The organism is Acinetobacter sp. LUNF3, assembly GCF_022699605.1.
Classification (GTDB): Bacteria; Pseudomonadota; Gammaproteobacteria; order Pseudomonadales; family Moraxellaceae; genus Acinetobacter; species Acinetobacter johnsonii.
Genome location: NZ_CP093968.1, coordinates 3,069,006 through 3,094,722 on the forward strand (window position 1 = coordinate 3,069,006; position 25,717 = coordinate 3,094,722).

A 25,717-nucleotide genomic window follows, 5' to 3' on the forward strand; every position below is an offset into this window, starting at 1 on the left:
AAGTTCTTTTTCACTTCATACAATATTTAGATATTGCACAAGTTAAAATGGTAAATCATCTCCTAAATCGTTGTTTTTATTGGGAATATTTTGATTCTGTGGTGGTTTTTGCCCATTATTAGGTTTACTGTTCTGATTAAACCCTTGAGTATTTTTACCACCAAAACCGCCTTGATTTTGATTAAAACCTTGTTGATTTTGGTTATAACCACCTTGATTATAATTAGATTGATTTTCCGCTCTTGGACTATCTAACATCTGCATCTGCTCGCCACGAATTTCTGTGGTATATCTTTCCTGACCATTTTGATCCGTCCACTGTCTAGTCCTTAATGAACCTTCAATGTAGACTTTAGAGCCTTTTCTTAAGTATTGTTGTGCTATTTCACCTAATCGATTACTAAGCACAATTCTGTGCCATTCTGTTTGTTCTTTCTTTTCACCCGTACTTTTATCTGTCCACGATTCACTCGTTGCCATTGAAAACTGAGTTAATGAACCGCCATTTGGAAAGGTTTTTGTTTCAGGGTCTTTACCTAGTGTTCCTACAACAATAACATTGCTCATATTAGTTTTACTATAAGTTGCAGTATCCATATGTTTTTTTTTAAAAAAATTGAATATTTTACAAATAATACTATAACAAAAAAATTGCTTCTATCTATACTAAATTCAACCTATCTTTTTTATAAATTAAGGTGTTGATCATCTGTATAAGTTCATTCGAATTACTATTCTGCAATACTTATTTTATATACAGTTGAATTAGGATCAGATGTAAAGATATTATTGTTCTTGATTATTCAGACGCAGCTCTATTGAAATTTATAAGACTAGCCTGCTCCTATTGAGCTTCTAATAAATTCCTCAAAGCTTTTAACTCATAGCTTAAAAGGTGAATTTCTGATTCTTTTTGATCTATAAATCGATTAATCAGTTCAGAGCACTTAGGAAATTTTATAAGATACTTTTTATATATGCTTAACTCCTGAAATAAATCTGATATATTCTCATTTACACGTGTATATTCCATCGAAAGACAATTCTCAACCTCTAAAGATTTCAATTGGCTAATTAAATCGCAAATATCTTTTTTTGAATAATTAGATGAATATTTGTACGTACAATTACTAGTATCCATAAATATCAAGTTTTGACTTACTAACTCCCTAAAAATAATATAGATTTTTGAATAAAATCTTTTAGGCTCATATTCAGGAGAATATTTTATAAATTCTGCTCGAATGTTTTTAAACTCAGAGTTAAAGAATGTTTGATTTGATAAAAAGTCTAGAAAACTAAACTTAAGTTGATGATTTATATTCATATCTAAACACCATCTCCAAAACCTAAAATATCCCATTTTGGGATATTTAAAAGAATAGTACAACATGTCGAGCTATGAGCTCAATACATGATCCTCGCTATAAACAGCTAATTGATAAACTTATTCGAATACGTGAGTTAAAAGAAGTTACTCAGGTAGAGCTTGCCTCACGCTTAAAAAAGCCACAGTCATATGTAGCAAAAATAGAGAATTTGGATCGAAGAATCGATATTCTTGAATTAATGGATTGGCTAGAGTGCTTAAATTCTAATATTTATGAGTTCCTTAAATAAATTAGAGAACCTTTCTTAACTCTTGTCGAAAAACAAAAATCTTAATCAATTTATTAACTTATTCGCCATCATATCTAATTGATTTTTTATTTTCGACCAATCAGGCATAACTTGATTCAATAGTTGGTAGAAACGCTCACTATGATTATATTCAACCAAATGACAAAGTTCATGCAAAATAACATAATCAATGCAAATTGTAGGTGCTTTAACTAGATGAGGGTTGAGCGTAAGCACACCTGATGGAGAACAGTTTCCCCACTGTGTACGCATGGTCACTAAACGGATTTCAGGCTTGTCTCCAACCCATAAGGCTTGTTCTAGAATACGTTGCAAACGTATTTCAAATATGACTTTTGCTCGAGATCTATACCATTCCTTTAAATGAGATTGAATACTTTCAAGATTGGCATCTAAGGCATTCACTTCTAATTTACCCCTCAGAAGTTTTACACCTTGTGGCTTGGTATCATCATGAATCACTTTCAATTGATACTGTTTACCCAAATAAAAGTGGCTTTCACCACTTTTATATTGGCGAGGCGTGATAAATGGCACTGTTGCAAATAGAGATTTGAGTCGATGATGTTCCCTTTAAAAAGTACTTAGAGACCGAAAACCCTGTTGATTAGACACACTTCACCCTGAGGCTGACCATAATAAAATGACGATGCTTGTCCTTTACGTAGTGCACGCATGACTTCAATACCTTTAATTGTGGCATAAGCCGTCTTCATAGATTTGAATCCTAATGTGGCCCTGATGATCCGCTTTAGCTTGCCATGATCACATTCAATCACGTTATTTTTATACTTAATCTGCCTGTGCTCAAGGTCTGGTGGACATTTACCTTCCCGTTTTAACCGTGATAAAGCACGTCCATATGTGGGTGCTTTATCCGTGTTGATCACTTGTGGAATTTGCCACTTCTTCACATTATTTAAAATTTTTCCAAGAAAACAATATGCTGATTTGGTATTACGTCTAGAAGAAAGATAAAAATCAATGGTATCGCCACGTTGATCGACTGCACGATACAGATAAGACCATCGTCCATTCACTTTTACATAGGTTTCATCAATATGCCACGAGCTCAGATCTGTAGGATTACGCCAATACCAGCGTAAACGTTTTTCTATTTCAGGAGCATAACGTTGAACCCAACGGTAAATAGTCGTGTGATCAACATTCACACCCCGTTCGGCCAGCATTTCCTGCAGTTCACGATAGCTAATGCCATATTTACAATACCAGCGCACAGCCCAAAGAATGATTTCGCCCTGAAAATGCCGACCATGGAAAGGATTCATATGCTGCACCTTTAGCTAAAACAGTCTTCAGCTTACCATTCGTGGTTATTTGCAACAGTGCCGTTTAAAGTGCGTGTGATAAATAGAAGTGTAATACAGGAAAATGGTAAGGTTTATCAGCCTAGTCATCTGTCCATTATGTAGAAAGAGCAGCACTTTAATGTTTATGCTGTTCCAATGTATTACATTCCTTACTTTCTATTTGTAACGTAATTTCAGTAATATTATGATTATGTTTTAGAACTTCTAAGGCCTTTTGATAGAGTTGATCTGTATTGCTATTCGGAGCAACCAAATGAGCAGTTAAATGAATATTTTTTGAGGATATAGCCCAGACTTTCAACTGATGAATCCCTTCAACGCCCTCTAGCTTCAATAAATCATTTCTTAACGACTCAATATCAATCTCATCAGGAACTCCTTCAAGCAGAATATTAATACTTTGTTTTAATAAAATCCAAGTTCGAGGTAAGACCCAGAAGCCAATTAACACAGCGATTACGGTATCAACCCACATCCACTGGGTAAAATAAATAACTATTCCTCCGATAATCACGCCTATCGATCCTAGAGCATCACTAAGAACTTCTAAATATGCACCTTTTATATTTAGACTTCCTTCAGCACTAGCAGAAAGGATTTTCATTGAAATCAAATTTACGACCAAACCAATGACCGCGACAATCATCATTTCAACACTTTGAATTTCAGCAGGGTTCGTAAAACGTTGATAAGCTTCATATACAATATATATTGCTACCACAAAAAGCATCACCGCATTAAACAGAGCCGCTAAAATTTCAAATCGCTGATAGCCAAAAGTTCTTTTATCATCTGCGGCTTTTTTACCAATTTTGATAGCGGCAAGAGCAATAGCTAAAGCGGCTACATCAGTAAACATATGAGCTGCATCAGATAACAAAGCCAAACTTTGGGTAATAAAAGCAGCGACAACTTCTACTATTAAAAAAGTAGTCGTTAAACCTAAGGCAACCATTAACTTCTTACTATTTTCTTCAGTAACAACCGCATGGCTATGATCATGATGTTCTGACATAAAATATTTTCCTTATTCTATTTATGATGAGCAGAGATATTGGATAACAGCCAATATCTCTGCTGTAAATCGACTAATCTATTGGATTAAGAAACTTTCTTTTCATTCATCCAGCGGTACAGTACGGGCAATAAAACCAATGTAAGCAGGGTAGAGGAGATAATTCCTCCAATAACCACTGTTGCTAAAGGTCTCTGTACTTCTGCCCCAGTTCCGGTTGCCAAAGCCATCGGGACAAACCCAAGGGACGCCACACAAGCGGTCATCAGCACAGGTCTAAGACGCAAAATTGCACCCTGCCACGTTGCATAATAAAGGTCATATTGTTGTCGCAACTCTTTGATAAAGGTGAGCATGACTAAGCCATTCAGTACAGCCACCCCCGATAGTGCAATGAAGCCAACCCCTGCTGACATGGATAATGGAATGTCACGCAACCACAACGCGATTAAGCCTCCACATAAGGCAAACGGTACACCACTAAAGACCAGTAAGCTTTCTTTGATATTATGGAATACAGCCATCAATAAAATAAAGATCGTCAACAATGCGAGCGGAACCACCAATTGCATACGCGCTTTTGCAGACATCAGATTTTGAAATTGACCGCCATAATCTATCCAATAACCGCTTGGTAATTCCTGTTTGGATAACGTGCTCTGAAGCTCTGTTACGAATGAGCCTAAATCACGTCCTTCTACATTTGCAGTAATAACCACTCGACGTTTACCATTTTCACGGCTGACCTGATTAATACCCAGGATATTTTCAACGCGTGCCACATCTTGCAGTTGGACTAAACCACCATTCGGCAATTGAATAGGAAGTACCGCTAACTGTTCAGGACTACGCTGGGATTCATCTAGACGGATGACAAAATCAAAACGCTTGTCTCCCTGTAAAATTGTTCCAACATTCTGGCCACCGACACTTGTAGCTACCAGATCCTGAATTGCTCTTACCGACAAGCCATATTGTGCAGCTCTGGACTTATCCACCTCTACATTCAACAAGGGTAAGCCACTGGTCTGTTCTACATTAACGGCTGTCGCGCCTGAAATTGAGTTAATTTTTTGAGAAATTTTATTCGCTTCGCGATTTAGAATCTCCATGTCATCACCAAATAATTTGACACCCACATCACTTCGCACCCCTGAAATTAACTCGTTAAAGCGCAGTTCAATGGGTTGCGAGAACTCACTGTTATTTCCCGGCAATGTCGCTAAGAAAGTAATCATTCTTTGGCGAAGCTCATCAATCGTTTGTTTTGGATCAGGCCATTCATCATGAGGTTTTAACAGTACCACGCCATCTGAAATGTTGGGTGGCATAACATCTGTGGCCACTTCTGCTGTACCGGTACGAGCAAAGATCGCTTTAATTTCAGGAAATTCTTTCAACAGTAACTTTTCAGTATTTTCCTGCATTCTCAGTGACTGTTCTAACCCTGTACTTGGGGAACGCATTTGCTGAACAGCAAAATCACCTTCACCCAGTTGAGGTGCAAACTCGCTACCTGTTTGAGTGGCTAGCACGCCCGTAAGCACTAAAATACAGGCAGCCACAATAGTCACAAATAAACGAAGCTCATAGGCTTTATCTAAAAGCAGTTCATATTTGGTTTTAAGCCAATGCATCCAGCGACTTTCGGTTTCCTTGACTTCTCCAGTGACAAATAGGGCAACTGCGGCTGGCACAAAAGTGACAGATAAAATCATGGCCCCAATTAAAGCCAGTACAACAGTCATTGCCATAGGATGGAAAAGTTTGGCTTCTACACCCGTCAGGGTAAAGATAGGTAGATAAACCACCAAAATAATTAACTGTCCAAAAATCAGAGGACGACGCGCCTGTTTTGCAGCCAAGAAGACTTCTTTAAATCTTTCAGAACGGCTAAGTAAACCACCTTTCAGCTTCTGAGCTTCTGCTAGCCGACGGATACAGTTTTCTACAATAACCACTGCACCATCAATAATAATACCGAAGTCCAGTGCCCCTAAACTCATCAGATTTGCACTAATCTTCTGCTCTGCCATTCCCGTCAAGGTAAACAGCATTGACAGTGGAATAACGCAAGCCGTGATCAGCGCAGCACGGAAATTACCTAGAAAGAGAAATAAAATAACAATGACGAGGATTGCACCCTCAATCAAATTTTTCTGAACGGTTTTGATCGCCCGATCAACCAAATGCGTACGGTCATACACAGTCTCAATCACCACACCTTTAGGTAGCGATTGCTGGATCGATTGCACCTTTTCATCAATGGCTTGAGCAACGGTACGGCTATTTTCTCCCATCATCATCATGGCAATACCCAATACAGTTTCTTCACCATTATAGGTTGCAGCCCCTGTTCTTAAGTCATGACCAATTGAGACATTGGCGACATCTGCCACCCGAATCGGATAGCCGTTTTTATTGGCAATACTGATGTTCTGGATATCTTCAATCGTGTTTAAAGTGCCGGGAACACGAACCGTTAGCTGTTGTCCATTTTTCTCAATATAGCCAGCACCACGGTTTTCATTATTCTCTGTTAAGGCAGTTTGTAAATCAGACAAAGGAATTTGCAATTGTTGCAATCGGTTCAGATCAGGGGCAACCACATAGGTTTTATTAAAGCCACCGATACTGTTGATCTCAGCAACGCCTTTTACGCGCTGTAATTGCGGTCTTACAATCCAATCCTGAATTTCACGTAAATCCATCGCCGAATAAGGGGTTCCATCCGGCTTTTTAGCATTTGGTTCGGCTTTAATCACCCATTGATAGATTTCACCTAAACCTGTCGAAATAGGCGACATGTTAGGTTGCACATCTTCAGGCATTTCTCCCATTGCTTCTTGCAAGCGCTGGTTGATAAGCTGTCTGGCCCAGTAAATATCCGTGCCATCTTCAAAAATGATGGTCACTTGCGATAAGCCGTAGCGTGAAATCGAACGGGTTTGTTCCATTTTCGGCATGCCTGACATGGCATTCTCAATGGGATATGTAATCCGCTGTTCCATTTCTAAAGCCGTAAAACCATTGGCTGAAGTGTTAATCTGCACCTGAGTATTGGTAATATCTGGTACAGCATCAATCGGTAACTTTTGATAACTATAAATACCAATAGCAATCCAAGCCGCAATAAACAGCATGACCCAGATTGCGTTATGGATAGAAAACTGGATCAGTCGATCAAACAGTCCTTCAGGTTTTACCGATTCGTGGTCTGGAATTTGAGGAGTTTCAGTGCTCATGTGAAGCCTCTCCTTTTTCCAGCTCGGATTTCAGTAAAAAACTGCCTTGAGCGGCATATTTTTGTCCCTGACTAAGCCCACTCACCACTTCAATCCATTGGCTCTCCCCAGATGATTGCCCGAATTTCACAGGTTGCGGACTGAATTCAACTTTTTGTCCATGCTGAGTGGCGACAAAAACCACATCTTTTCCATCGACATTCTGAACTGCGGACTTAAGTACCCGTAATGCGGTACTTTCACTCCGTTGTTGCAACTGTACGTTCACCATCAAGTTTGGACGTAATTCGGTTGCATTCGATTCAACTTTTGCTCGCACCTGAAGACGACCTGTTTGAATATCCGCTTCAGTATTTAAAGTCTGAATAACAGCTTGATAAACCTTTTCTGTTTGCAAGGATTTAAATTCGATCTTTTGATTCGGGGCTAAGCCCATAATTTCAGAATTTGGAACAATAAACTCAAGCCAGAGTTGATCTAACCGGTCTATCGTAAAGAGTTGATCGGCTAACTGAACATTTTCCCCGAGAACCAAATCCTTTTTACTGATCACGCCAGAAATGGGAGCTTTCAAAATATAGCGTCCGTTACTGGCATTCACTGCACCAAATGCACTTAAACGTGATTGGGCCGCTTGAACCTGAATTTGTGCCCGTTTATAGCTGTTATAAGCACGTTGATAGTCCTGTTTTGCTGAAATGCCCTGTGACCAAAGCTGACGCTCACGATCATAGTCTTGTTTCGCCAGTTCAAGGTTGGTTTGTTCAATTTTAAGATTGGCCTGCTGATCAACTAGATCAGGAACAAGCAACGCAGCCAAAGGCTGTCCTTTCTGAACTTTTTGACCGAGTTCTACATAGACATTTTCTACATGACCACTAAAACTCGGTGAGACGTGCGCTTGCTGGTCAGTATTCACATTCAGTTTGGCAGGATAAGAACTTAATTTAACCACCGGGCCTTGATCGACCGCTGATAATTGTATGCCCTGTTCCACCAGTTGCTTGGCAGTCAGGCTCACACCTTCTGCATGCTCTTCGGTTTCACCGCCATGTTCTTCTCCGCTTTCTTCCTCTGCATGTTCATCTGATGTTTCCGATTTATTCTTACCAGTTAAGATCAAAAAAATACTGAGGAGTACGGTAGCGCCGATAACCAAACTAATCAGTAGAGGTTGAGAGATTTTTCCGCTCTGTTTTTTTAAGCTGTTTTTAAGATCGAACATGTTAATTTCCCCCACCAATGACAGGCATGGCCTGTATGTCTTGCCATAAGTTTTGATTGATTTGTGCAATAGCATCTTTCGACATGACTTCACTTGGGCTAATGCCTAAGCTCAAACTTTCTGCTTCAATGGCCTTTTGCCAGCCATCCCGTAACAACTGGACTTTACGCAGACGGATGTCTTGTAATTGAAGCGTGGCTTGCTGAACATCGGTTAAAGCAAACTTGCCTGCCAAGAAACCTTGTAGCGTCTTACTTTGAACTTGAGTCGCCAAAGGAATTTGAGTCTCGTCAACGACTTTGAATTGCAGCTCTAAACCCTGCAACTCGGTTAAAATTGTGCCTATTTGCAGCGCATTTTGCTTCAGATAAAACTCTTTCTGACGCTCTAATAAGTTCATTTTTTCTTGCGCGATTTTTATGCCATTTTGCTGACGATCGAAAATATTAAGCGGTACACTGACTCCGACTACTAATTGATTTTGTGTGGAGTTTTCCAAGGATTGGGTGCGGTTGACACCTAGGTTTAAAGTGGGGTTAGGACGTGCCTTTGCCCTTAGTTGATCAACCGTTGCTTGAGACTCTAATACCAGTAAAGCTCGATATTTCTCAACGTAGTTTTCCGCTAAATATTCTTGAACCTGTTCATGAGTCGATTTTGGCCAGAGCTTTTGTGAAGAGAGGTTTACCTGCAATGACTTATCAGACGTACCCCATAAATTTGATAATTGTTGGGTGGCCACTTGTACCTGTAAGTCTGCCTGTCTAAAAAGACGGATATTTTCAGCATGGCTTAAACGTGCGCGATTTACATCTACTTGGGCAATACTGCCTGCATTAAAGCGCTTTTCGATTGCTTGAAGGTTTTCTTGGCTCACCCGAAGTTGTTCATTGACAATGTTTTTTTCAAGTTCAGCAATGGCCAGTTGTGACCATACATATTTCACTGCAAGCTCAATTTGTGCTTGATAAATCTTCTGTTTCAGCGCTGTTTTATCTGTAGAGAGACTGGCTAATTTTTGGTTTGCTCTTCGCTCACCAAAAATATCCAAGGGTTGTGATATGCCAATGGTAAGCTCTTTTTCATTATTTGAACCAAATCCCGTTTGTTCAACTGACAGTTCAGGATTTTTAAACAGCTTACTTTGCTGAAGATTCGTGGCATTAATGCTGTTTTGCGTTTCCCAGAAATTTTGGGACGCTTGATATTGGTTAACCTGCTCAATAGCTTGCTGCAGCGTTAAATCTTGAGTACTGGCGACTACGGAAGTACTGAAGCTGATCATTGCAGATAGCAAGATACCGCTACCTAAGGCTGACCAGGATAAATTCAGGATGGAGGTATCCTGATGTAATTTGTTTTTTGACATGAAAATGCCCCACGCATAATGAAATTAGGAGTGGTGGGCTTTTATAAGACTACCCCACCAATAGTAGGGGCAAATCGGGAGGCGGGGTTAATTGATCCAGATAAGGGGGTTTATAAAAAGTTATTCCCAAATAAGTTGGGGTAATGCCGGTCTCAAAATTAGCTTTAAGCTTCAGATCATCGGGTGGGTCAATCTGAATCACGATTGTATTTGAGAAATGACTGCACTTTTCGTTAAAACAAACCTTCTGACAATAGTCATAGATTTCTTTATAGTTTTCTAGGGAATAAAGTGCTTGACGAGGACTATCACTCTTTTCGTCTAAATCGATTGGATTAGAGAGTATTGAATTGGGTATGTTTGGCATTTCATGCAGACACGCAGCCTCTGCCACACTCCAAATATTCTGGAATGTGAATAAGAGTACCAATATCTGGATTAGAAATGTTTTTCTCTTCATACACAAATCTGTATTTAAAACACCAATAAGAAGCTGTCCAGATCTATCAAAGATCTGATCACAGAATTTGAGTAACCTTAAACTTTTTGCAGCCTTAAGTAAAGATATACAGAATTTTTGAAAAAAGCATAGGTCTAGATAATCAAGCTAGATTTTTTAGAACTCCACATTGGTCAATTGTACATAAGCCATCACAAGTACCTCTTAAATCAGATAATTGTTCAATAAGCTTTTGTTGCTTGATTATATTTTCTCTGATAGCACTGACATGTAAGTCAATTAATTCATTCACATCTGAACAATTTTTCTTGGGATTATCTTTATAGGTGAGTAATTGACGAATTTCATTCAAACTCATATTTAAAGTTCGGCAATTCAAAATAAACTTAATTCGCTCAACATAGCCTATATCGTAAAGGCGGTAATTTCCTTCCGTTCTTTCGGGTTCCGGAATTAAACCTTCCTTTTCATAAAACCTAATTGTTAATACTGAACATGAGGTTTTTTTAGAGAGTTCACCAATTTTTAAATGCATTGAGTTGGTATTTCCAAAAAATCTTGACTCTATAGTAACTATAGGGATTCTAATATTCAAAGTTTATAAATTTTTTTAATGGGTATAACTATGAGTGGCTGTGGATGTAGTAAAGAAACACCATGCGAAGATAAGAAATCTCAACAAGAAAATCATCCATCAATTGCAGAAGCAAGCAATTCAAAGAATTGTGATAATACGCCTAGCTGTTGTGGTGAAGAGGAAGAAGAAAAATCTTCATCTCCTTGCTGTAACACTTCAAACAGTTGTGAAGATACCGCTCAATCCTGTTGTGGTTCTGATCCCAAAGAAAATTTAAGCACTGAAAACGTTTTAAAAGATTCGCACTACATGAGTGAATACTTAGTTCCCAAAATGGATTGTTCTGCGGAAGAACAGATGGTTCGTATGGCGCTATCTTCAATTGATGGTGTTCAAAAACTCATCTTTGATTTACCTAACCGGTCTTTAAAGGTTCTACATAATCAAAAAGATGAAAATATAACTACCAAACTTGAAGCTTTGGGTTTTGGTGCAAAGCTTGTGAAGACTGAAACTTATATAAGCAATCAACAGGCTAAGCAAACAAGTACCTATACCATTCCTAAAATGGATTGCTCTGCTGAAGAGCAAATGGTCCGTATGGCTCTTGCAGATATTGAAGCAGTTAAAGGTCTTACTTTTGATCTTCCCAATCGAAAACTGAAAGTCTTCCATAATGAAGGGATTCAGCAAATTACGGCTAAACTCGAAGGACTGGGTTTTGGGGCGAAACTTGATGAAACACAGCTTTCTACAGGCGATATACCTAATGAACCTGATCCTGTGAGACAAGCTAAAGTACTTAAACTGTTATTAGGCATTAATGCTCTACTGTTCTTTATAGAATTCATCAGCGGAATTATTGCTGCGTCTACAGGATTGATTGCTGATTCTCTAGATATGTTTGCCGATGCAGCCGTTTATGGTATTGCGCTATATGCCGTCGGAAAAGCTGCGAAATATCAAGTGAAAGCAGCCCATTTCGCAGGTTGGATTCAGTTATTACTTGCTGTCATCGTGATTATTGATGTCATTAGACGATTCATGTTTGGAAGCGAGCCAGAATCAACGCTCATGATTGTTATTGGCCTGCTCGCACTTATAGCTAACGTGACATGCTTATATCTTATTTCTGGTCATCGAGAAGATGGCGCACATATGAAAGCCAGTTGGATTTTCTCGGCGAATGACGTTGTCGTAAATATGGGCGTTATATTTGCCGGTGTACTCGTGGCGTGGACGGGATCAGCTTATCCAGACTTAATCATTGGCATCCTGGTTTCTTTATTCGTGCTTAATGGTGCTCGAAAGATTTTGGCTTTGAAGTAAGAGTATCGAAAATGAATCTATTTCAAGTTAAACAAAATCAGATCGTCAAAATTAGAGATCTCAAAAAAGGTAATCAATACAGTCATACCACTGATCCCGTATTGGAACGGCTCCAACTATTAGGTTTTAGAGAGGGTGAAACTCTACAAGTACTCGCTAAAGGTGTTTTTGGCGGAGATCCTGTTTTAGTTCAGATTGAAACTTCAAGATTCGCATTAAGAAAGAATGAAGCTGAAAGAATTTTTGTAGAGTTAGTATCCAATGAAGATTAAGAATATTGCATTAGTCGGTAATCCAAATTGCGGAAAAACCTCTTTATTTAATACACTTACTGGTACGCGACAAAAAGTTGCCAACTATGCTGGGGTTACCGTAGAAAGAAAAGAAGGTTCTTTTAACTTACCTTCTGGTGATGCAATACGAGTATTGGACTTACCCGGAACTTACAGTTTAAAACCTAGTAGTTTAGATGAAGAAGTCACCAGGGCAGTTTGTTTGGGCGAGCTAAAAGGTGAAATTCTACCCGACATTTTTATATGCGTCGTAGATGCCACAAATTTAAGCTTACATTTGAGCTTGGTTCTCGAAGTTCGTGCTTTAAATCGCCCTATGATTCTTGTATTAAATATGATGGATGAGGTCAAAAAGCGTGGTATTTCCATTGATAAGGATAAACTGTCTCAACTGTTAGGTATCCCTGTAGTTGAAGCTGTCGCAGTTAAAACAAAAGGAATTCAAGATTTAATTAATCAATTAGATCAAAAAAATCTTTTTATTACTCCTTATCATTCTGAATTAAGTCATTTTGAACAGGTCAAACAAATCACCAAACAAGTTATTTTAAATAATGACAATGGTGATAAAAGAACCGCATTTCTAGATAAAATTTTTCTACATCCTGTATTAGGTTTAGTAATCTTAACTTTAACCATGTTTGTGATGTTCCAAGCGGTATTTATATGGGCAACACCTTTTATAGAATTCATTGAAAATTTTATCGTATGGCTCAGTGATTTTATTGGACCACTAATCCAACATCCTCTATTAAAAAGCTTGGTAGTCGATGGGGTAATTGCTGGCACAGGTAGCGTGCTTGCATATATGCCTCAGATTTTGATTTTATTCTTCTTCATTTTAATGCTCGAAGAATCAGGCTACTTGCCACGGGCAGCATTTCTGTTAGATAAATTAATGTCTAAAGCAGGCCTTAGTGGGCGTTCATTTATTCCTTTGCTATCTAGCTTTGCCTGCGCTATTCCCGGAATTATGGCAACCAGAAGCATTAGCTCTGAACGGGATCGATTAGCGACAATTATGATTGCACCCTTGATGACCTGTTCAGCAAGATTGCCAGTATATGCTTTATTGATCGCGGCATTTATTCCCAACCAATTAATCTACGGCTGGTTAAGTCTGCAAGGATTAGTCCTTTTTGGTCTTTATATGTCGGGAATAGTCTCAGCGTTATTAGTTTCAGTGTTTCTGAAATTGGTTCGAAAAGATAAAACTGAAAGTATTTTTATTTTTGAACTTCCCACATACCGAATTCCAGATATTAGAAATATTGCATTAGGCTTATATGATAGGGCAACTATTTTCTTAAAACGAGTTGGTGGCATTATCGTTGCGCTGTCTATCTTGTTATGGGTGCTAGTCACGTTCCCTCAACCACCAGATAATGCAACCATGCCGGCCATTAACTATAGTTTAGCTGGTCAGTTAGGGCATTTAATTCATCCTATATTTGCGCCTATTGGGTTTACATGGGAAATATGTATTGCACTCATTCCTGCTATGGCAGCAAGGGAAGTTGTAATTGCTGCTCTTGGGGTGATTTATGCGATGTCAGGTGATGAAGATACAGTAACTCAAAGTCTGTTAAGTCAAATTTCAGGCCCGGATGGATGGGGGTTAGCCACAGGTTTATCATTATTGGTATGGTTTATTTTTGCTCCCCATTGTCTTGCTACGTTAGCAACAATTAGACGAGAAACTGGCAGCTGGAAACAGCCCATCATTATGGCAACTTATTTGTTTGCATTAGCCTACATCTTTTCATTCATCACATATCAAGTTGCTAGTAATCTTTAATTACCAAAATAATAACAACGGGAGTCTAGTTCCCGTTGTTATTAAATATTCACTGTTAAATTGCTAGCCGTAAATTAAATGCTTTTACAACTTTGATCATAGTATCGAAACTAGGGTTAACCTCACGAGAAAGAACTTTATAAAGGCTTTCTCACCTAGACCAGTATCTTCAGACAATTGAGTCATCCCTTTGACCTTTGCGATAGTTCCCAAAGCTTTAGCTATAAATGCCGCATCGCAATTAGACGGGAATAACATTATGTGTCGTTCAATGACAAATCTTGTGTCACCTGACGTCACAAGTGCAAAACATATAAAATACCCTTTTATGTTATTTTAGAGTATGCCTCCCTTTTACTGACGGTCTGATTTTCGGTTTTTATTGCACCTTGGACAAGTTGGTGCGTTGCACATGAGGTAAGAATTATTATCACTGTAAAAGGATATTTTATTTGTATTGTGGCCTCAGCAATTATTATATGGTTCTTATATCACCGTGAATACGGTGCTGAAGAACCCTGTGTGCGTTTGGTAGTTAACAAGCCATGATTTCTGCTTTACTGCACTTGCAAGCTGAAATTAAAATGCCTAATTCAGTCCCAAAAAATGAAAGCTTTCGTGATTGTAGCAGGTCAGAACAGGGTTTTAGGTTTGCTGCGTTATTCCCAAATTATCAAGCAATGTGTGCCTGTATTACAGTCGTTAAACGGCACTGTTGCAAATAACCACGAATGGTAAGCTGAAGACTGTTTTAGCTAAAGGTGCAGCATATGAATCCTTTCCATGGTCGGCATTTTCAGGGCGAAATCATTCTTTGGGCTGTGCGCTGGTATTGTAAATATGGCATTAGCTATCGTGAACTGCAGGAAATGCTGGCCGAACGGGGTGTGAATGTTGATCACACGACTATTTACCGTTGGGTTCAACGTTATGCTCCTGAAATAGAAAAACGTTTACGCTGGTATTGGCGTAATCCTACAGATCTGAGCTCGTGGCATATTGATGAAACCTATGTAAAAGTGAATGGACGATGGTCTTATCTGTATCGTGCAGTCGATCAACGTGGCGATACCATTGATTTTTATCTTTCTTCTAGACGTAATACCAAATCAGCATATTGTTTTCTTGGAAAAATTTTAAATAATGTGAAGAAGTGGCAAATTCCACAAGTGATCAACACGGATAAAGCACCCACATATGGACGTGCTTTATCACGGTTAAAACGGGAAGGTAAATGTCCACCAGACCTTGAGCACAGGCAGATTAAGTATAAAAATAACGTGATTGAATGTGATCATGGCAAGCTAAAGCGGATCATCAGGGCCACATTAGGATTCAAATCTATGAAGACGGCTTATGCCACAATTAAAGGTATTGAAGTCATGCGTGCACTACGTAAAGGACAAGCATCGTCATTTTATTATGGTCAGCCTCAGGGTGAAGTGTGTCTAATCAACAGGGTTTTCGGTCTCTAAGTACTTTTTAAAGGAAACATCATCGACTCAAATCTCTATTTGCAACAGTGCCAACCAAGATTAGGGGGAATTCAGGGATTACTTTTATTTCAAGCAAGTACAGGTTTAATCTGTACGATGAGGAAAATAAGAGAGAGTAAAAGTGGTAAGGAATTCCCACTGTTACTCTAACAGAGATTAAGCAGGATCAGCTGTAAATCCACGCTCACTGAGAGTGGCAATGACTTGATCCTGACTCACCGTTGTGTTGATTTCAACAATACGGTTTTGTAAATCAATATCGAGTGAGGCATTCGAGTCGAGCTCTTTAATTGCGGTAGTAATGCCGCGTGCACAACCACCACAAGTCATATTAGCGATGTGAAATTTCATATGTTGCTCCTTTTTAACAAAACATTTGTTTAAAACATTAGAACAGTAACTCTAAACTTTCACCATACAACCAGCCTTTTTCTGAATCAGTTACTCGCTGTAACTTGGTCTGTTTACAACCTTACAGTTTTCTTCAGAGTATTCCAAAGAAGAGTGTTCTAATGACTACAGTAAAAGTACTTAACCAACATTAATGTGACTTTAAAATGACATTTTTATCATCTACGATCACTCTGAAATTTATAAGATTAGTTATTTCAATCAATGGTAGTGAACTGAATAGATGAGACCGTTATGGGTTGAAGATAAGCTAAAAACCGGTGACTACCTTTATGTATAATGCCTCATGATGCGATTTTACTGTTCTGATTGTCGTAAGTTGGCAGTCCAGTAGAAACTTTATTGCTCAGCTACAAAAGATAAATGCAGTAATGTTAAATTTCCTCAATTCCCTTATTTTGAAATTCTCTTATTCAATACCCACGACAGTGGTTATATAGCCTGTTGTTAATAGAATTGATAGACCTAATAACATCTCAAATAAAATGGCATGACTAAGGTGTTTAGCGAATTTAGGATGTTGAAGACGCGGGGTGAAATACCATTTGTTGAAGGCAGCTAAAAGTAGAATACCTATAACAAAAAACATTTTAACCATGAAACCATAGCCATATGCAGTATTGATTAAGGTATTAAAATCTTTAATTAAAAGAAGAGCTACACTAGCGCCACAGGCGATTAATATCCCAACAATGAAAGCAGCAATACGTCCAAATACATGCATGCGATCTTTTAAAGGTAAACCACTTATTTCCCGGCTGGTTTTCCATAACGGATATAAAGACCCCATCCATAACGACATAACTAGAATATGGATTGATAATAAAATTTGAGCAAGTAAGGTTAAATTAGCGACATGTCCGAGCTGGGAAAAACTAAAAATAATCGGGAGAAGTAAAACACAAAATATTGAACTTTCAATTATAGAAAACTGACCTTTGTTCCTGTTAAGTTTAACCACCATGAGAAGAAGTAAAAGAGCAAAACTAATAGAACGAAGAACGTATATATACCCCGTCGGAGTATTAACCAATATATTAATATACGTGGGGTCCACCATCCCTGTAATACCAGTATTGGCAAAACTACCAATCAGAATAAAAAATCCCAAGGTACTGGAAATTAGGCCTAATCCAGCGCCAATTGTAATATATTTAAGAATCGATTCTTTTAGTTCAAGATATTGTCTAAGTAAAAAATAGCAAAAGGCTCCACCAACGACAAAAGCTACACTTAAATATAAAATAACCTTAGTTAACCAAGTGGCCCACATCCAATATTCAGAAATCATTATTTTTGTCCATTCTAGAACAACATGCCAGCACCTCACTGACATGTTGAAAGGTAATCAATTCTTATTTAGTTGATTTGATAGTGAAACTATATTCACCATTCATGTTGTGACCATCTTTCCCCATTGTTGTCCAGACAACGGTATATTTACCTTTTTTCAGTTTCGGAAGAGCGACATCAAAGGATTTCTTTAAGTCATGAGTAACTTTATATTTTAAAGGAACATCTCTTCGCTGAGCATCCAGTAACTTAATATTCATCAACATAACCTCTGCACCAAAGTTAAGGGTCAAGTTCTTTGGTTGACTAAGGATAGATGCATTTTCCGCAGGAATCGCACTCACTAAACTCACATGAGCGAACGTAGTTGTAGTAGCCACAATCATCGTTGCAGCTACTACAACATTACGTAGAGCAGTCATTTTATTTTGAAATAATTTCATTTACGTTTCCTCTTGATTCGTTAGTTCATTAGAGATGACTTTATAAAATCTATATTTAATGAGACCACATCATCTCCTCTTATATTTCAATTATTAGTGAGAGACAGAAACAGAGCGATGACTTCAAAATTACATTTTTGTCATTTTTAAAATTTAAAATCTTTAACTATTAAAATAATCTTATTGAAAAATAATGATCATTTAACAAACAAATTATGTAGGTGGTTGATTTATGAAATGTAGTAATCATTTTGTCTAAGAAAATAGTAGCTATTGGCTTTGTTGCATAAATATGTAAGCATCTGATTTAAATAGATTTAATTTTGGATCAAAAAATAATCAAAACTTTTAAAATCATATAGTTATGAAATCTTTGTGCAACAAAGCCGCATTGATGAGGTACATGGCGAAGTCAAACCCGCAGATAAACTAGAACTGGTCAGCAAATTGCAGAAGGAAGGTCGCATCGTGGCTATGGCTGGTGATGGCATCAATGATGCACCAGCCTTGGCTAAAGCTGATGTCGGTATCGCTATGGGCACCGGGACTGATGTCGCAATGAATAGTGCTCAAGTTACGCTGGTCAAGGGGGATTTACGCGGTATCGCGGTTGCCCGTTCCCTTTCGGAAGCTACTGTTGGCAACATGAAACAGAACCTCATGTTTGCTTTCCTTTACAATGCCTTGGGTATCCCAATCGCAGCTGGCGTACTCTATCCATTTACCGGTTGGTTATTGTCACCCATGATTGCGGCCTTGGCGATGAGTTTTAGTTCAGCTTCAGTCATCACGAATGCCCTTCGCCTGCGAAATAAAAAGTTATGATAGAGAGTTCTTTTCTTCCACCAGATGTACCAGGTCTTATTGCAGCACTTGCCATCGGCCTGCTCATTGGTTTAGAACGAGGATGGCACGATCGTGAATTGCCCGAGGGCAGCCGAGTAGCAGGCCTACGTACCTTCACATTGACAGGATTGCTCGGAGGAGTGCTCGGTCATTTACAACCAAACTTCGGGCCTTGGCCGCTGGTCGCGGCCGTATTAGGGCTTTCCTTATTATTAACAGTGTCCTACGCGCGTACCGCAAAACTTTCCGGTAATCTAAGCGCTACCACGACGATCGCGATGCTGTTGACATTAGTTTTAGGTGCATATGCATCCCATGGTAATGTTACTTTAGCATTAACCGCGGCTGTAATCGTCGCTGTATTTTTGGATCTCAAGCCAACCTTACACGGTTGGCTACGCTTGATAGAGCATCGTGAATTAACCGCATCCCTGCAGTTGCTGGTACTTTCTGTCGTTATATTACCCTACTTACCCAATACGGGTCTGGGACCTTTTGCTGCATTAAATCCTTACCAGTTATGGTGGGCAGTGATCCTGATTGCCGGACTCTCTCTGGCAGGTCATTTTGCCATGCGGCTTACCGGTTCAGAAAGAGGCATATTCTGGACAGGTCTATTGGGTGGTTTGGCATCTTCTACAGCTGCAACTGTCGCACTGGCACGCTATACACGCCAGCACCCCGTCATGGTCAGTGCTGCTATTTCTGGAACATTGGCTGCCTGTGGCATCATGTTTTTTCGTATGGTTGTGCTGATAGGCGTCATTGAGCCAGCATTGCTAAGCACTTTTGGTGGTGCAATGATGATTGCGGGAATCCTTCTGCTGGGTATGGCATTGTGGAGACAACGCCAAATTACCAGCGCTGAAAACAACGATCGAACAATAGAAGCAATGGCTCCTTTTGATCTTGGGACAGCATTCAGCTTCGCTGCTTTCCTGGCTGTCATGGCAGTCTTGGTCCCGGCAGCAAAACAATGGTTGGGCACCAGCGGCATCTTCGTATTATCGACTATTTCTGGGCTAGCAGACGTAGATGCTATTTTAGTCTCACTTGCCCGCCTGCATAGTACTGAAGGCTTAACAACAAATGTGGCTGCTGTCGCGCTAGGGCTGGCCACACTGAGCAACATGTTAAGCAAAGCGACAATTGCATGGATGACAGGGGGGGCACAGTTTGGCCGAGCTATCATATTTGGCTACACAATTGCCATGATAGGTGCTGGCGTAGCTCTGGCTCTCAGTTTGAGCTTTATGTAAGGTCAACTCGGGTAAATGGAAGATGTTCAAAAAATGAGTTAAAATGATTCCCCTTGCATGGATTCACTTTGAAAAACAATGGTAAAAATGATTCGACCATTGAGGGATTCAGCCTGGATGGTCGCCCCAAGCATATCAAGAATAGATTTTGTTATCGCGAGCCCTAAGCCGGTTCCTTCTTCTGTTCTTTGTCTAGACGCATCTGTTCGATAAAAACGATCAAATAATCTGGATAGTTGTTCAGGAGAGAGTTCAGAGCCTTCATTTTCAATTGAAAATATTGTGTTATCTAAATTCTGTTGAAGTTTTATGCGTATTGTAGAATTCTTATTTCCATATTTAACTGCATTAGATAATAGATTGCTGAGTGCTCGACGTAACATAGCAGGATCACCTTTGACATTTCCAGATCCTGTTTGTTGAAGCGTCATATTTTTTTCGGCAGCTAGCGCATCATAGAAATCAAATAAGGCTGTAACTTCTTTAACCAGGTCAATATTCTGTAAGTTCTGTAATTTTAGGCCATGTTCTGCTTTTGCCAAGAAAAGCATATCGGATACCATTCGAGCCAAACGTTCTAATTCTTCTAAATTAGAAAATAGTACTTCTTGATAGGTACTGGTATCTCGTTTACGGGCAAGACATACTTGAGTTTGAGTCATTAAGTTATTAATCGGTGTTCTAATTTCATGCGCTAAATCAGATGAAAAATCGGAAAGCCTTTCTAAAGCTGATTCTAGTCTGTCGAGCATATCATTGAAGGCAATTGCTAATGATTTTAGTTCTGTTGGTGTGTGCTCAACTTCTAAACGTTCTGAAAGATGTTGGGCAGAAATGCCTTCTGCGACCTTAGCCATTTTTTGCACGGGTCTTAAACCTCTCCAGGTTGCAAACCAGCCTAAAAACATTAAACAAATCGTACCGGCTAAACCAATGTAAAAAAGTTGACGCTTAAAATCATTTAAAAAATGTAGATGTTCAGATGTATCGATCCCCACAATAATGCGTACAGATTGTATTTCAGTATTTTTGTTTATATCCGTGTTGTAGATCATGCCACGATAGGTCTTATTCTTAATTTTCCATTTAATCCAAGGGTTATTTGCTGACTTGATTAACTGTTGAGTATTAATGATTGAAGGTGTTGAACTAAATAAAATCTGACCTGCCGGTCGTTCTATTTGGACCATAAGATCATGGTGTCCAACTAAAGCATCTTTCAAATATAGATCAAGTTCTGGAGAATTTTTAGGATGCTGTTGGAGAAGATTCTGAATAAGCTGGATTTTACCTTCTAATTGGGTACGATCTTGCGTTTCAAAATGATGCATCACTAATTTATGGATGAAAAACCCCATCATAATGAGAATACATATAGTCGATAATGAGAAAATAATACCGATCCGAAAACTGATAGATTTGAATAATTTATTATTCATCTTCTACCTCTAATACATACCCCATTCCTCTAATATTTTGAATTAACTTAGGGGTAAAATTACTATCTACTTTATTTCTTAATCGTTTAATAGCGACTTCAACTACATTTGTATCACTATCAAAGTTCATATCCCAAATTTGAGATGCAATAAGTGCTCTTGGTAGAATTTCACCTCTTCTACGCATAAAAAGCTCCATAAGAGCAAATTCTTTAGCCGTTAAATCAATGCGTTGACCTGCTCGTGTTACCCGACGTTTTCTCAAATCAAGTTCTAAATCAGCAATCTTAATAATATTATTATCTTCTCTTTGTTGCCCTCGTCTAAGGAGCGTTTTTATTCGAGCTAGAAGCTCTGCAAAAGCAAAAGGCTTAACTAAATAATCATCAGCGCCTAGCTCTAATCCTTTTACTCGATCTTCGATTTGATCTCGGGCGGTAAGAAAAAGAATGGGCATTGTTTTACCGCTGCTACGAATATCATTGATAATATTCCAACCATTTAGTCCAGGTAACATCACGTCTAAAATAATTAAGTCATACTCTTCAGAAAGAGCTTGATGTTTACCCGTTAACCCATCTGTAACCCAGTCCGTAATATAGCCAGCTTCGGATAAACCTTGCTTGAGATAATCACCAGTTTTTTGTTCATCTTCAACTAATAGTATTCTCATTTCCGAATCCTAAGTCATTCATTAAAACTATAATAACGTTATAAAACATCTGATCGAGATAGATTACAAAAATGTCATTTTCAAGTCACTTAGATGTTCAGTGCTTCACTTTATTGTAGTAGCAAGAAATTAACTTTTAGAGAAACTTATGAAAACTGTAGTGCGTCGTAGTCTAACAATTTTAATGTGTGCTGGAACTTTAATTGCTGGTACTCAATCTTGGGCAAAAGATGTATCAACCTCAAGTGCCACTAAAACGGTAAAAGCACAGGAACCTTGTACAAAACCTTGTAAAATGGAAAAAGATGACAAGACTCAGCAAGATCATAGTCAACATCAGTCTCCTAACTCATCTGACATGTCAAAAATGGATCATTCTATGATGAATATGGACCATTCTAAAATGGATCATTCAAAGATGAATATGCCTAGTAGCAATAAATAATTTTATAAATAGCGAGAAAGAAGTATTAAAGTTTATACTAAATATTTGCTTTATTACTTCAATCTTGATCTTTCTAAAGGTGAGATAGAATGTCAAAAAAGTTAAGTCATATACTCTTAATTGGAGTTGGTTTATTTTCATCAACTTGGGTAATGGCGGCAGTTAAAGAATATGATTTAACGATCGCGGAACAGACTGTAAATATTACAGGAAAACCGCTAAAGAGAATTACCGTTAATGGTAAATTCGTTGCCCCTCTTCTTGAATTTGAAGAGGGAGATGATGCCGTTATCCGTGTTCACAATAAGTTAAAAAATCAGGACTCTTCAATCCATTGGCATGGCTTATTATTACCTGGAATTATGGATGGTGTACCTGGATTTAACAAATTTAATGGCATTGCCCCTAATAAAACTTATGAATATAAGTTTAAAGTCCGCCAAAATGGTACTTATTGGTATCATTCACATAGTAAAGGACAAGAACAAGACGGTTTATATGGTGCTTTTGTTATTTATCCTAAAGATAAAACTCCACTAACAGCTGCTGAAAAAACCGATAAAGATTACGTTGTTTTGCTTTCTGATTTTCATAATTCAACAAGTGATCAAATTATGAAAAATCTTAAAAAAGAAGCAGATTACTATCAGAACCGTCGCGAAACAGTATTCGATGTATTAAAACAAGTTAAACGTGATGGATTAAAGGCAACTTGGCAAGACCGCTCTATGTGGAATCAGATGCGAATGCTTAAGACAGATATGTCCGATGTGACTGGTTATACATTTTTAATGAATGGCAAAACACCTCAGCAAAACTGGACCGGTAACTTCAAAGCTGGTGAAAAAGTTCGCCTTCGTTTTATTAATGCTTCCGCTATGTCATTCTTTGATGTACGCATTCCAAACCTAAAAATGACTGTAGTCAGTGCTGATGGTCAACCTGTAAAGCCCGTTCCTGTAGATGAGTTCCGTATTGGTACTGCTGAAACCTATGATGTCATTGTGGAACCAAAACAAGCACATTACCAAATTGAAGCTGAATCTATTGATCGTACCGGTTTTTCAGTGGGAACATTACATGAAGAAAGCAGCCCAGCAGTCAAACAAATTGAGATGCCTAAATCTCGCCCTCGCTCTTTATTGACTATGGAAGATATGGGGATGGATCATGACATGTCTTCAATGCAAGGTATGAATCATGATATGTCTTCAATGAAAGGTATGGATCATGATATGTCTTCTATGAAAGGCATGAATCACGATATGTCTTCTATGAAAGGTATGGATCATGATATGTCTTCAATGAAAGATATGAATCATGATATGTCTTCTATGAAAGGCATGAATCACGATATGTCTTCTATGAAAGGCATGAATCACGATATGTCTTCTATGAAAGGTATGAATCATGATATGTCTTCAATGAAAGGTATGGATCATGATATGTCTTCTATGAAAGGCATGAATCACGATATGTCTTCTATGAAAGGTATGGATCATGATATGTCTTCAATGAAAGATATGAATCATGATATGTCTTCTATGAAAGGCATGAATCACGATATGTCTTCTATGAAAGGCATGAATCACGATATGTCTTCTATGAAAGGTATGGATCATGATATGCCGATGAATAGCGCTACTGTTAAGGCGGCTTCAGACAAGAATGATAATACCGTATTTGGATGGGCAAATGCTTCAACACCTGAAGGTAATAAAGCATTGCAATATAGTGATTTGCAATCGTTAGATCCTCAAAAAGACACTCGTGCAGCTGAACGTGAAATAGAGATCCGTCTTGGTGGAAACATGGAGCGTTATATTTGGACAATAAATGGTAAAAAATTTAATGAAGCCGACCCACTAGTGGTGAAGTATGGTGAACGTATTCGCTTAAAATTTGTCAATGACAGTATGATGGCTCACCCAATGCACTTACATGGCATGTTTATGCAGCTTGAGAATGGTCAGGATCCAAGCAATATGCCAAACAAACATACGGTAATTGTTCCACCTGGGAAAACGATAACCACTCTACTCACAGCTGATGAGTTAGGTGAGTGGGCTATTCATTGTCACCTGCTTTACCATATGAGTGCAGGAATGATGAATAAACTCATTGTAGCTCAAGTGGAAGATGGTAATTCTACAAAGACTGTTCCTCAGTCCCAAGTAAATGAGAAGGGAGTAAATCCACATGCACATCACTAATAATTTGTTTTCAAAAACAACTTTGATGATTGCGCTATTTGGATTATCAAATCTAACGTTCGCTAAAAATGAAACTCCTGTACAAGACAGTAATATTACAAATGGTATGAGAGTCTTATTACAGGAGTCTGGTGGCTTAAGATATAGCCCCCAAGAATTGTATCCAGAATATTATTCAATGGAAAATGCAAATGGGGGAGATAATATTATTCTGACCGCAAGAAAGAGATCAGCCCCATCTCATGATGATCATCTTAAAGAACATGGCGGACAAATTTATCAAGCAACAAAACTTGAAAATGAATGGATGGTTGATGAAGACGGTAAGGGCAACCTAGGAACAAAGTTTGAAACTTTAATTGGAACAGATGAAAATCGTCTATTTATTGAAGCCAATTCGGAAAAGTCAGAAAGTAATGATCCAAAATATGCTGTATCAGCACTTTATAGCCGTAACGTAGCCCCATTTTGGGATGTACAAGCTGGGGTAAGATATAGTGAAGATAAAAATAACAGCAGCAGCGATCGAGTGGATGGGGTTATTGGTATATTAGGTCTAGCTCCTTATTTCTTTGAAACACAAGCATATCTTTATGGCGGTGAGAATAATTTTTGGGGAGCAAGTTTTGAATTAGAACGTGATTTGCTTTTAACTCAGAAACTTATTACTCAACCTTATATCGAAGCAGATGTAATATTTAGCGATGATTCTAACTATGCTGCAAAATCAGGTTTATCAGAACTAAAAACTGGTATCAAAACCCGATATGAGATTACTAAGCGAATTAAACCTTTCATTGATGTTGCTTACCAATATGAAAAAGGACAGAAAGCCACTTCTATGCAAGAGGCAACAGAGTCTGAAAAGGGATGGAAATATGGTGCAGGCATCGAATTAGTTTTTTAAAATAGTATG

24 protein-coding genes and 2 pseudogenes are annotated in these 25,717 nt (G+C 38.4%); 10 read left to right on the forward strand and 16 right to left on the reverse strand.

What is annotated here, in order from left to right; translation table 11 throughout:
• Window positions 1–42: 42 nt before the first annotated feature.
• On the reverse strand, window positions 43–597 hold the full coding sequence (ssb, locus tag MN200_RS15030) for a single-stranded DNA-binding protein (protein WP_081313273.1): 555 nt from the start codon (window positions 595–597) through the stop codon (window positions 43–45).
• 247 nt (window positions 598–844) lie between these two features.
• Complete coding sequence (locus tag MN200_RS15035) at window positions 845–1,327, reverse strand: hypothetical protein (protein WP_058870464.1); 483 nt, start codon at window positions 1,325–1,327, stop codon at window positions 845–847.
• A 74-nt stretch (window positions 1,328–1,401) separates the two neighbouring features.
• Here MN200_RS15035 and MN200_RS15040 point away from each other — a divergent pair, with 74 nt between their 5' ends.
• Window positions 1,402–1,620 (forward strand): helix-turn-helix transcriptional regulator, encoded by a 219-nt coding sequence (locus tag MN200_RS15040; protein WP_005180668.1) that lies wholly within the window; start codon window positions 1,402–1,404, stop codon window positions 1,618–1,620.
• Window positions 1,621–1,665: 45 nt separating this feature from the next.
• Here the strand turns inward: MN200_RS15040 and MN200_RS15045 are convergent, their stop codons facing one another.
• From MN200_RS15045 to cadR, 8 genes are all read right to left on the reverse strand, one after another.
• Complete coding sequence (locus MN200_RS15045) at window positions 1,666–2,178, reverse strand: SprT family zinc-dependent metalloprotease (protein ID WP_201784311.1); 513 nt, start codon at window positions 2,176–2,178, stop codon at window positions 1,666–1,668.
• A gap of 47 nt (window positions 2,179–2,225) precedes the next feature.
• Window positions 2,226–2,930, reverse strand: coding sequence for an IS6-like element IS1006 family transposase (locus MN200_RS15050; protein WP_001067784.1), 705 nt, complete (start codon window positions 2,928–2,930; stop codon window positions 2,226–2,228).
• A gap of 157 nt (window positions 2,931–3,087) precedes the next feature.
• Entirely contained in the window at window positions 3,088–3,987 is a 900-nt protein-coding gene (locus MN200_RS15055) for a cation diffusion facilitator family transporter (RefSeq protein WP_004733183.1), read from the reverse strand.
• Between the two features lie 86 nt (window positions 3,988–4,073).
• Entirely contained in the window at window positions 4,074–7,232 is a 3,159-nt protein-coding gene (locus MN200_RS15060) for a CusA/CzcA family heavy metal efflux RND transporter (protein ID WP_004733184.1), read from the reverse strand.
• Window positions 7,222–8,457, reverse strand: a complete 1,236-nt coding sequence (locus MN200_RS15065; RefSeq protein ID WP_058869462.1) for an efflux RND transporter periplasmic adaptor subunit — start codon at window positions 8,455–8,457, stop codon at window positions 7,222–7,224. The genes MN200_RS15060 and MN200_RS15065 overlap by 11 nt, the downstream gene beginning before the upstream one ends.
• Window position 8,458: 1 nt before the next feature.
• On the reverse strand, window positions 8,459–9,826 hold the full coding sequence (locus MN200_RS15070; protein ID WP_004281854.1) for a TolC family protein: 1,368 nt from the start codon (window positions 9,824–9,826) through the stop codon (window positions 8,459–8,461).
• A gap of 49 nt (window positions 9,827–9,875) precedes the next feature.
• Window positions 9,876–10,286, reverse strand: coding sequence for a hypothetical protein (locus tag MN200_RS15075; protein WP_004733191.1), 411 nt, complete (start codon window positions 10,284–10,286; stop codon window positions 9,876–9,878).
• A gap of 142 nt (window positions 10,287–10,428) precedes the next feature.
• Complete coding sequence (gene cadR / locus MN200_RS15080) at window positions 10,429–10,821, reverse strand: Cd(II)/Pb(II)-responsive transcriptional regulator (RefSeq protein WP_004281856.1); 393 nt, start codon at window positions 10,819–10,821, stop codon at window positions 10,429–10,431.
• A 90-nt stretch (window positions 10,822–10,911) separates the two neighbouring features.
• On the opposite strand from cadR, the gene MN200_RS15085 reads away from it, so the two are divergent.
• Genes MN200_RS15085 through MN200_RS15095 form a run of 3 tightly spaced genes read left to right on the forward strand, consistent with a single transcriptional unit; the run spans window position 10,912 to window position 14,283 of the window.
• Window positions 10,912–12,192: a cation transporter gene (locus tag MN200_RS15085; protein ID WP_005407391.1), complete on the forward strand. Its 1,281-nt coding sequence runs from the start codon at window positions 10,912–10,914 to the stop codon at window positions 12,190–12,192.
• Between the two features lie 11 nt (window positions 12,193–12,203).
• Complete coding sequence (locus MN200_RS15090) at window positions 12,204–12,464, forward strand: FeoA family protein (RefSeq protein WP_004665962.1); 261 nt, start codon at window positions 12,204–12,206, stop codon at window positions 12,462–12,464.
• Window positions 12,454–14,283: a ferrous iron transporter B gene (locus MN200_RS15095; RefSeq protein WP_242759799.1), complete on the forward strand. Its 1,830-nt coding sequence runs from the start codon at window positions 12,454–12,456 to the stop codon at window positions 14,281–14,283. The genes MN200_RS15090 and MN200_RS15095 overlap by 11 nt, the downstream gene beginning before the upstream one ends.
• 55 nt (window positions 14,284–14,338) lie before the next feature.
• Here the strand turns inward: MN200_RS15095 and MN200_RS15100 are convergent.
• Window positions 14,339–14,529, reverse strand: a pseudogene (locus MN200_RS15100) (addiction module antidote protein); the annotation flags it as partial.
• A 524-nt stretch (window positions 14,530–15,053) separates the two neighbouring features.
• On the opposite strand from MN200_RS15100, the gene MN200_RS15105 reads away from it, so the two are divergent.
• Entirely contained in the window at window positions 15,054–15,758 is a 705-nt protein-coding gene (locus MN200_RS15105; protein WP_001067784.1) for an IS6-like element IS1006 family transposase, read from the forward strand.
• Window positions 15,759–15,935: 177 nt separating this feature from the next.
• Here MN200_RS15105 and MN200_RS15110 read toward each other — a convergent pair whose 3' ends face one another.
• From MN200_RS15110 to MN200_RS15120, 3 genes are all read right to left on the reverse strand, one after another.
• Complete coding sequence (locus tag MN200_RS15110; protein WP_004281879.1) at window positions 15,936–16,130, reverse strand: heavy-metal-associated domain-containing protein; 195 nt, start codon at window positions 16,128–16,130, stop codon at window positions 15,936–15,938.
• Window positions 16,131–16,599: 469 nt separating this feature from the next.
• Entirely contained in the window at window positions 16,600–17,481 is an 882-nt protein-coding gene (locus MN200_RS15115; protein ID WP_005105846.1) for a CopD family protein, read from the reverse strand.
• A 64-nt stretch (window positions 17,482–17,545) separates the two neighbouring features.
• Entirely contained in the window at window positions 17,546–17,926 is a 381-nt protein-coding gene (locus tag MN200_RS15120; RefSeq protein ID WP_004681441.1) for a copper resistance protein CopC, read from the reverse strand.
• A gap of 390 nt (window positions 17,927–18,316) precedes the next feature.
• On the opposite strand from MN200_RS15120, the pseudogene MN200_RS15125 reads away from it, so the two are divergent.
• Both MN200_RS15125 and MN200_RS15130 read left to right on the forward strand, forming a co-directional pair.
• A pseudogene (locus tag MN200_RS15125) lies at window positions 18,317–18,751 on the forward strand (HAD-IC family P-type ATPase); the annotation flags it as partial.
• The gene (locus MN200_RS15130; protein WP_004663995.1) at window positions 18,748–20,031 is read left to right on the forward strand and encodes an MgtC/SapB family protein; all 1,284 of its coding nucleotides are present in this window, start codon (window positions 18,748–18,750) and stop codon (window positions 20,029–20,031) included. The pseudogene MN200_RS15125 and the gene MN200_RS15130, both read left to right, overlap by 4 nt.
• 38 nt (window positions 20,032–20,069) lie before the next feature.
• On the opposite strand, the gene MN200_RS15135 is transcribed toward MN200_RS15130, so the two are convergent.
• Both MN200_RS15135 and MN200_RS15140 read right to left on the reverse strand, forming a co-directional pair.
• Window positions 20,070–21,470, reverse strand: coding sequence for a heavy metal sensor histidine kinase (locus MN200_RS15135; protein WP_242759800.1), 1,401 nt, complete (start codon window positions 21,468–21,470; stop codon window positions 20,070–20,072).
• Window positions 21,463–22,143 (reverse strand): heavy metal response regulator transcription factor, encoded by a 681-nt coding sequence (locus tag MN200_RS15140; protein WP_004679347.1) that lies wholly within the window; start codon window positions 22,141–22,143, stop codon window positions 21,463–21,465. The genes MN200_RS15135 and MN200_RS15140 overlap by 8 nt, the downstream gene beginning before the upstream one ends.
• 148 nt (window positions 22,144–22,291) lie before the next feature.
• On the opposite strand from MN200_RS15140, the gene MN200_RS15145 reads away from it, so the two are divergent.
• The 3 genes from MN200_RS15145 (at window position 22,292) to MN200_RS15155 (ending at window position 25,708) form a co-directional block, all read left to right on the forward strand.
• Window positions 22,292–22,588 carry a hypothetical protein gene (locus MN200_RS15145; protein WP_004281865.1) on the forward strand — a complete coding sequence of 99 codons (297 nt, stop codon included), beginning with the start codon at window positions 22,292–22,294 and terminating at the stop codon, window positions 22,586–22,588.
• Between the two features lie 89 nt (window positions 22,589–22,677).
• Window positions 22,678–24,801 carry a multicopper oxidase domain-containing protein gene (locus MN200_RS15150; RefSeq protein ID WP_242759801.1) on the forward strand — a complete coding sequence of 708 codons (2,124 nt, stop codon included), beginning with the start codon at window positions 22,678–22,680 and terminating at the stop codon, window positions 24,799–24,801.
• Window positions 24,788–25,708, forward strand: coding sequence for a copper resistance protein B (locus tag MN200_RS15155; protein WP_058870630.1), 921 nt, complete (start codon window positions 24,788–24,790; stop codon window positions 25,706–25,708). Before MN200_RS15150 ends, MN200_RS15155 begins: the two co-directional genes overlap by 14 nt.
• Window positions 25,709–25,717 lie beyond the last annotated feature (9 nt).

Coding starts and splice junctions, on each gene's coding strand:
- ssb (WP_081313273.1), bottom strand. CDS start 597: ATGGATACTGCAACTTATAGTAAAACTAATATGAGCAATGTTATTGTT.
- MN200_RS15035 (WP_058870464.1), bottom strand. CDS start 1,327: ATGAATATAAATCATCAACTTAAGTTTAGTTTTCTAGACTTTTTATCA.
- MN200_RS15040 (WP_005180668.1), top strand. CDS start 1,402: ATGAGCTCAATACATGATCCTCGCTATAAACAGCTAATTGATAAACTT.
- MN200_RS15050 (WP_001067784.1), bottom strand. CDS start 2,930: ATGAATCCTTTCCATGGTCGGCATTTTCAGGGCGAAATCATTCTTTGG.
- MN200_RS15055 (WP_004733183.1), bottom strand. CDS start 3,987: ATGTCAGAACATCATGATCATAGCCATGCGGTTGTTACTGAAGAAAAT.
- MN200_RS15060 (WP_004733184.1), bottom strand. CDS start 7,232: ATGAGCACTGAAACTCCTCAAATTCCAGACCACGAATCGGTAAAACCT.
- MN200_RS15065 (WP_058869462.1), bottom strand. CDS start 8,457: ATGTTCGATCTTAAAAACAGCTTAAAAAAACAGAGCGGAAAAATCTCT.
- MN200_RS15070 (WP_004281854.1), bottom strand. CDS start 9,826: ATGTCAAAAAACAAATTACATCAGGATACCTCCATCCTGAATTTATCC.
- MN200_RS15075 (WP_004733191.1), bottom strand. CDS start 10,286: ATGAAGAGAAAAACATTTCTAATCCAGATATTGGTACTCTTATTCACA.
- cadR (WP_004281856.1), bottom strand. CDS start 10,821: ATGCATTTAAAAATTGGTGAACTCTCTAAAAAAACCTCATGTTCAGTA.
- MN200_RS15085 (WP_005407391.1), top strand. CDS start 10,912: ATGAGTGGCTGTGGATGTAGTAAAGAAACACCATGCGAAGATAAGAAA.
- MN200_RS15090 (WP_004665962.1), top strand. CDS start 12,204: ATGAATCTATTTCAAGTTAAACAAAATCAGATCGTCAAAATTAGAGAT.
- MN200_RS15095 (WP_242759799.1), top strand. CDS start 12,454: ATGAAGATTAAGAATATTGCATTAGTCGGTAATCCAAATTGCGGAAAA.
- MN200_RS15105 (WP_001067784.1), top strand. CDS start 15,054: ATGAATCCTTTCCATGGTCGGCATTTTCAGGGCGAAATCATTCTTTGG.
- MN200_RS15110 (WP_004281879.1), bottom strand. CDS start 16,130: ATGAAATTTCACATCGCTAATATGACTTGTGGTGGTTGTGCACGCGGC.
- MN200_RS15115 (WP_005105846.1), bottom strand. CDS start 17,481: ATGATTTCTGAATATTGGATGTGGGCCACTTGGTTAACTAAGGTTATT.
- MN200_RS15120 (WP_004681441.1), bottom strand. CDS start 17,926: ATGAAATTATTTCAAAATAAAATGACTGCTCTACGTAATGTTGTAGTA.
- MN200_RS15130 (WP_004663995.1), top strand. CDS start 18,748: ATGATAGAGAGTTCTTTTCTTCCACCAGATGTACCAGGTCTTATTGCA.
- MN200_RS15135 (WP_242759800.1), bottom strand. CDS start 21,470: ATGAATAATAAATTATTCAAATCTATCAGTTTTCGGATCGGTATTATT.
- MN200_RS15140 (WP_004679347.1), bottom strand. CDS start 22,143: ATGAGAATACTATTAGTTGAAGATGAACAAAAAACTGGTGATTATCTC.
- MN200_RS15145 (WP_004281865.1), top strand. CDS start 22,292: ATGAAAACTGTAGTGCGTCGTAGTCTAACAATTTTAATGTGTGCTGGA.
- MN200_RS15150 (WP_242759801.1), top strand. CDS start 22,678: ATGTCAAAAAAGTTAAGTCATATACTCTTAATTGGAGTTGGTTTATTT.
- MN200_RS15155 (WP_058870630.1), top strand. CDS start 24,788: ATGCACATCACTAATAATTTGTTTTCAAAAACAACTTTGATGATTGCG.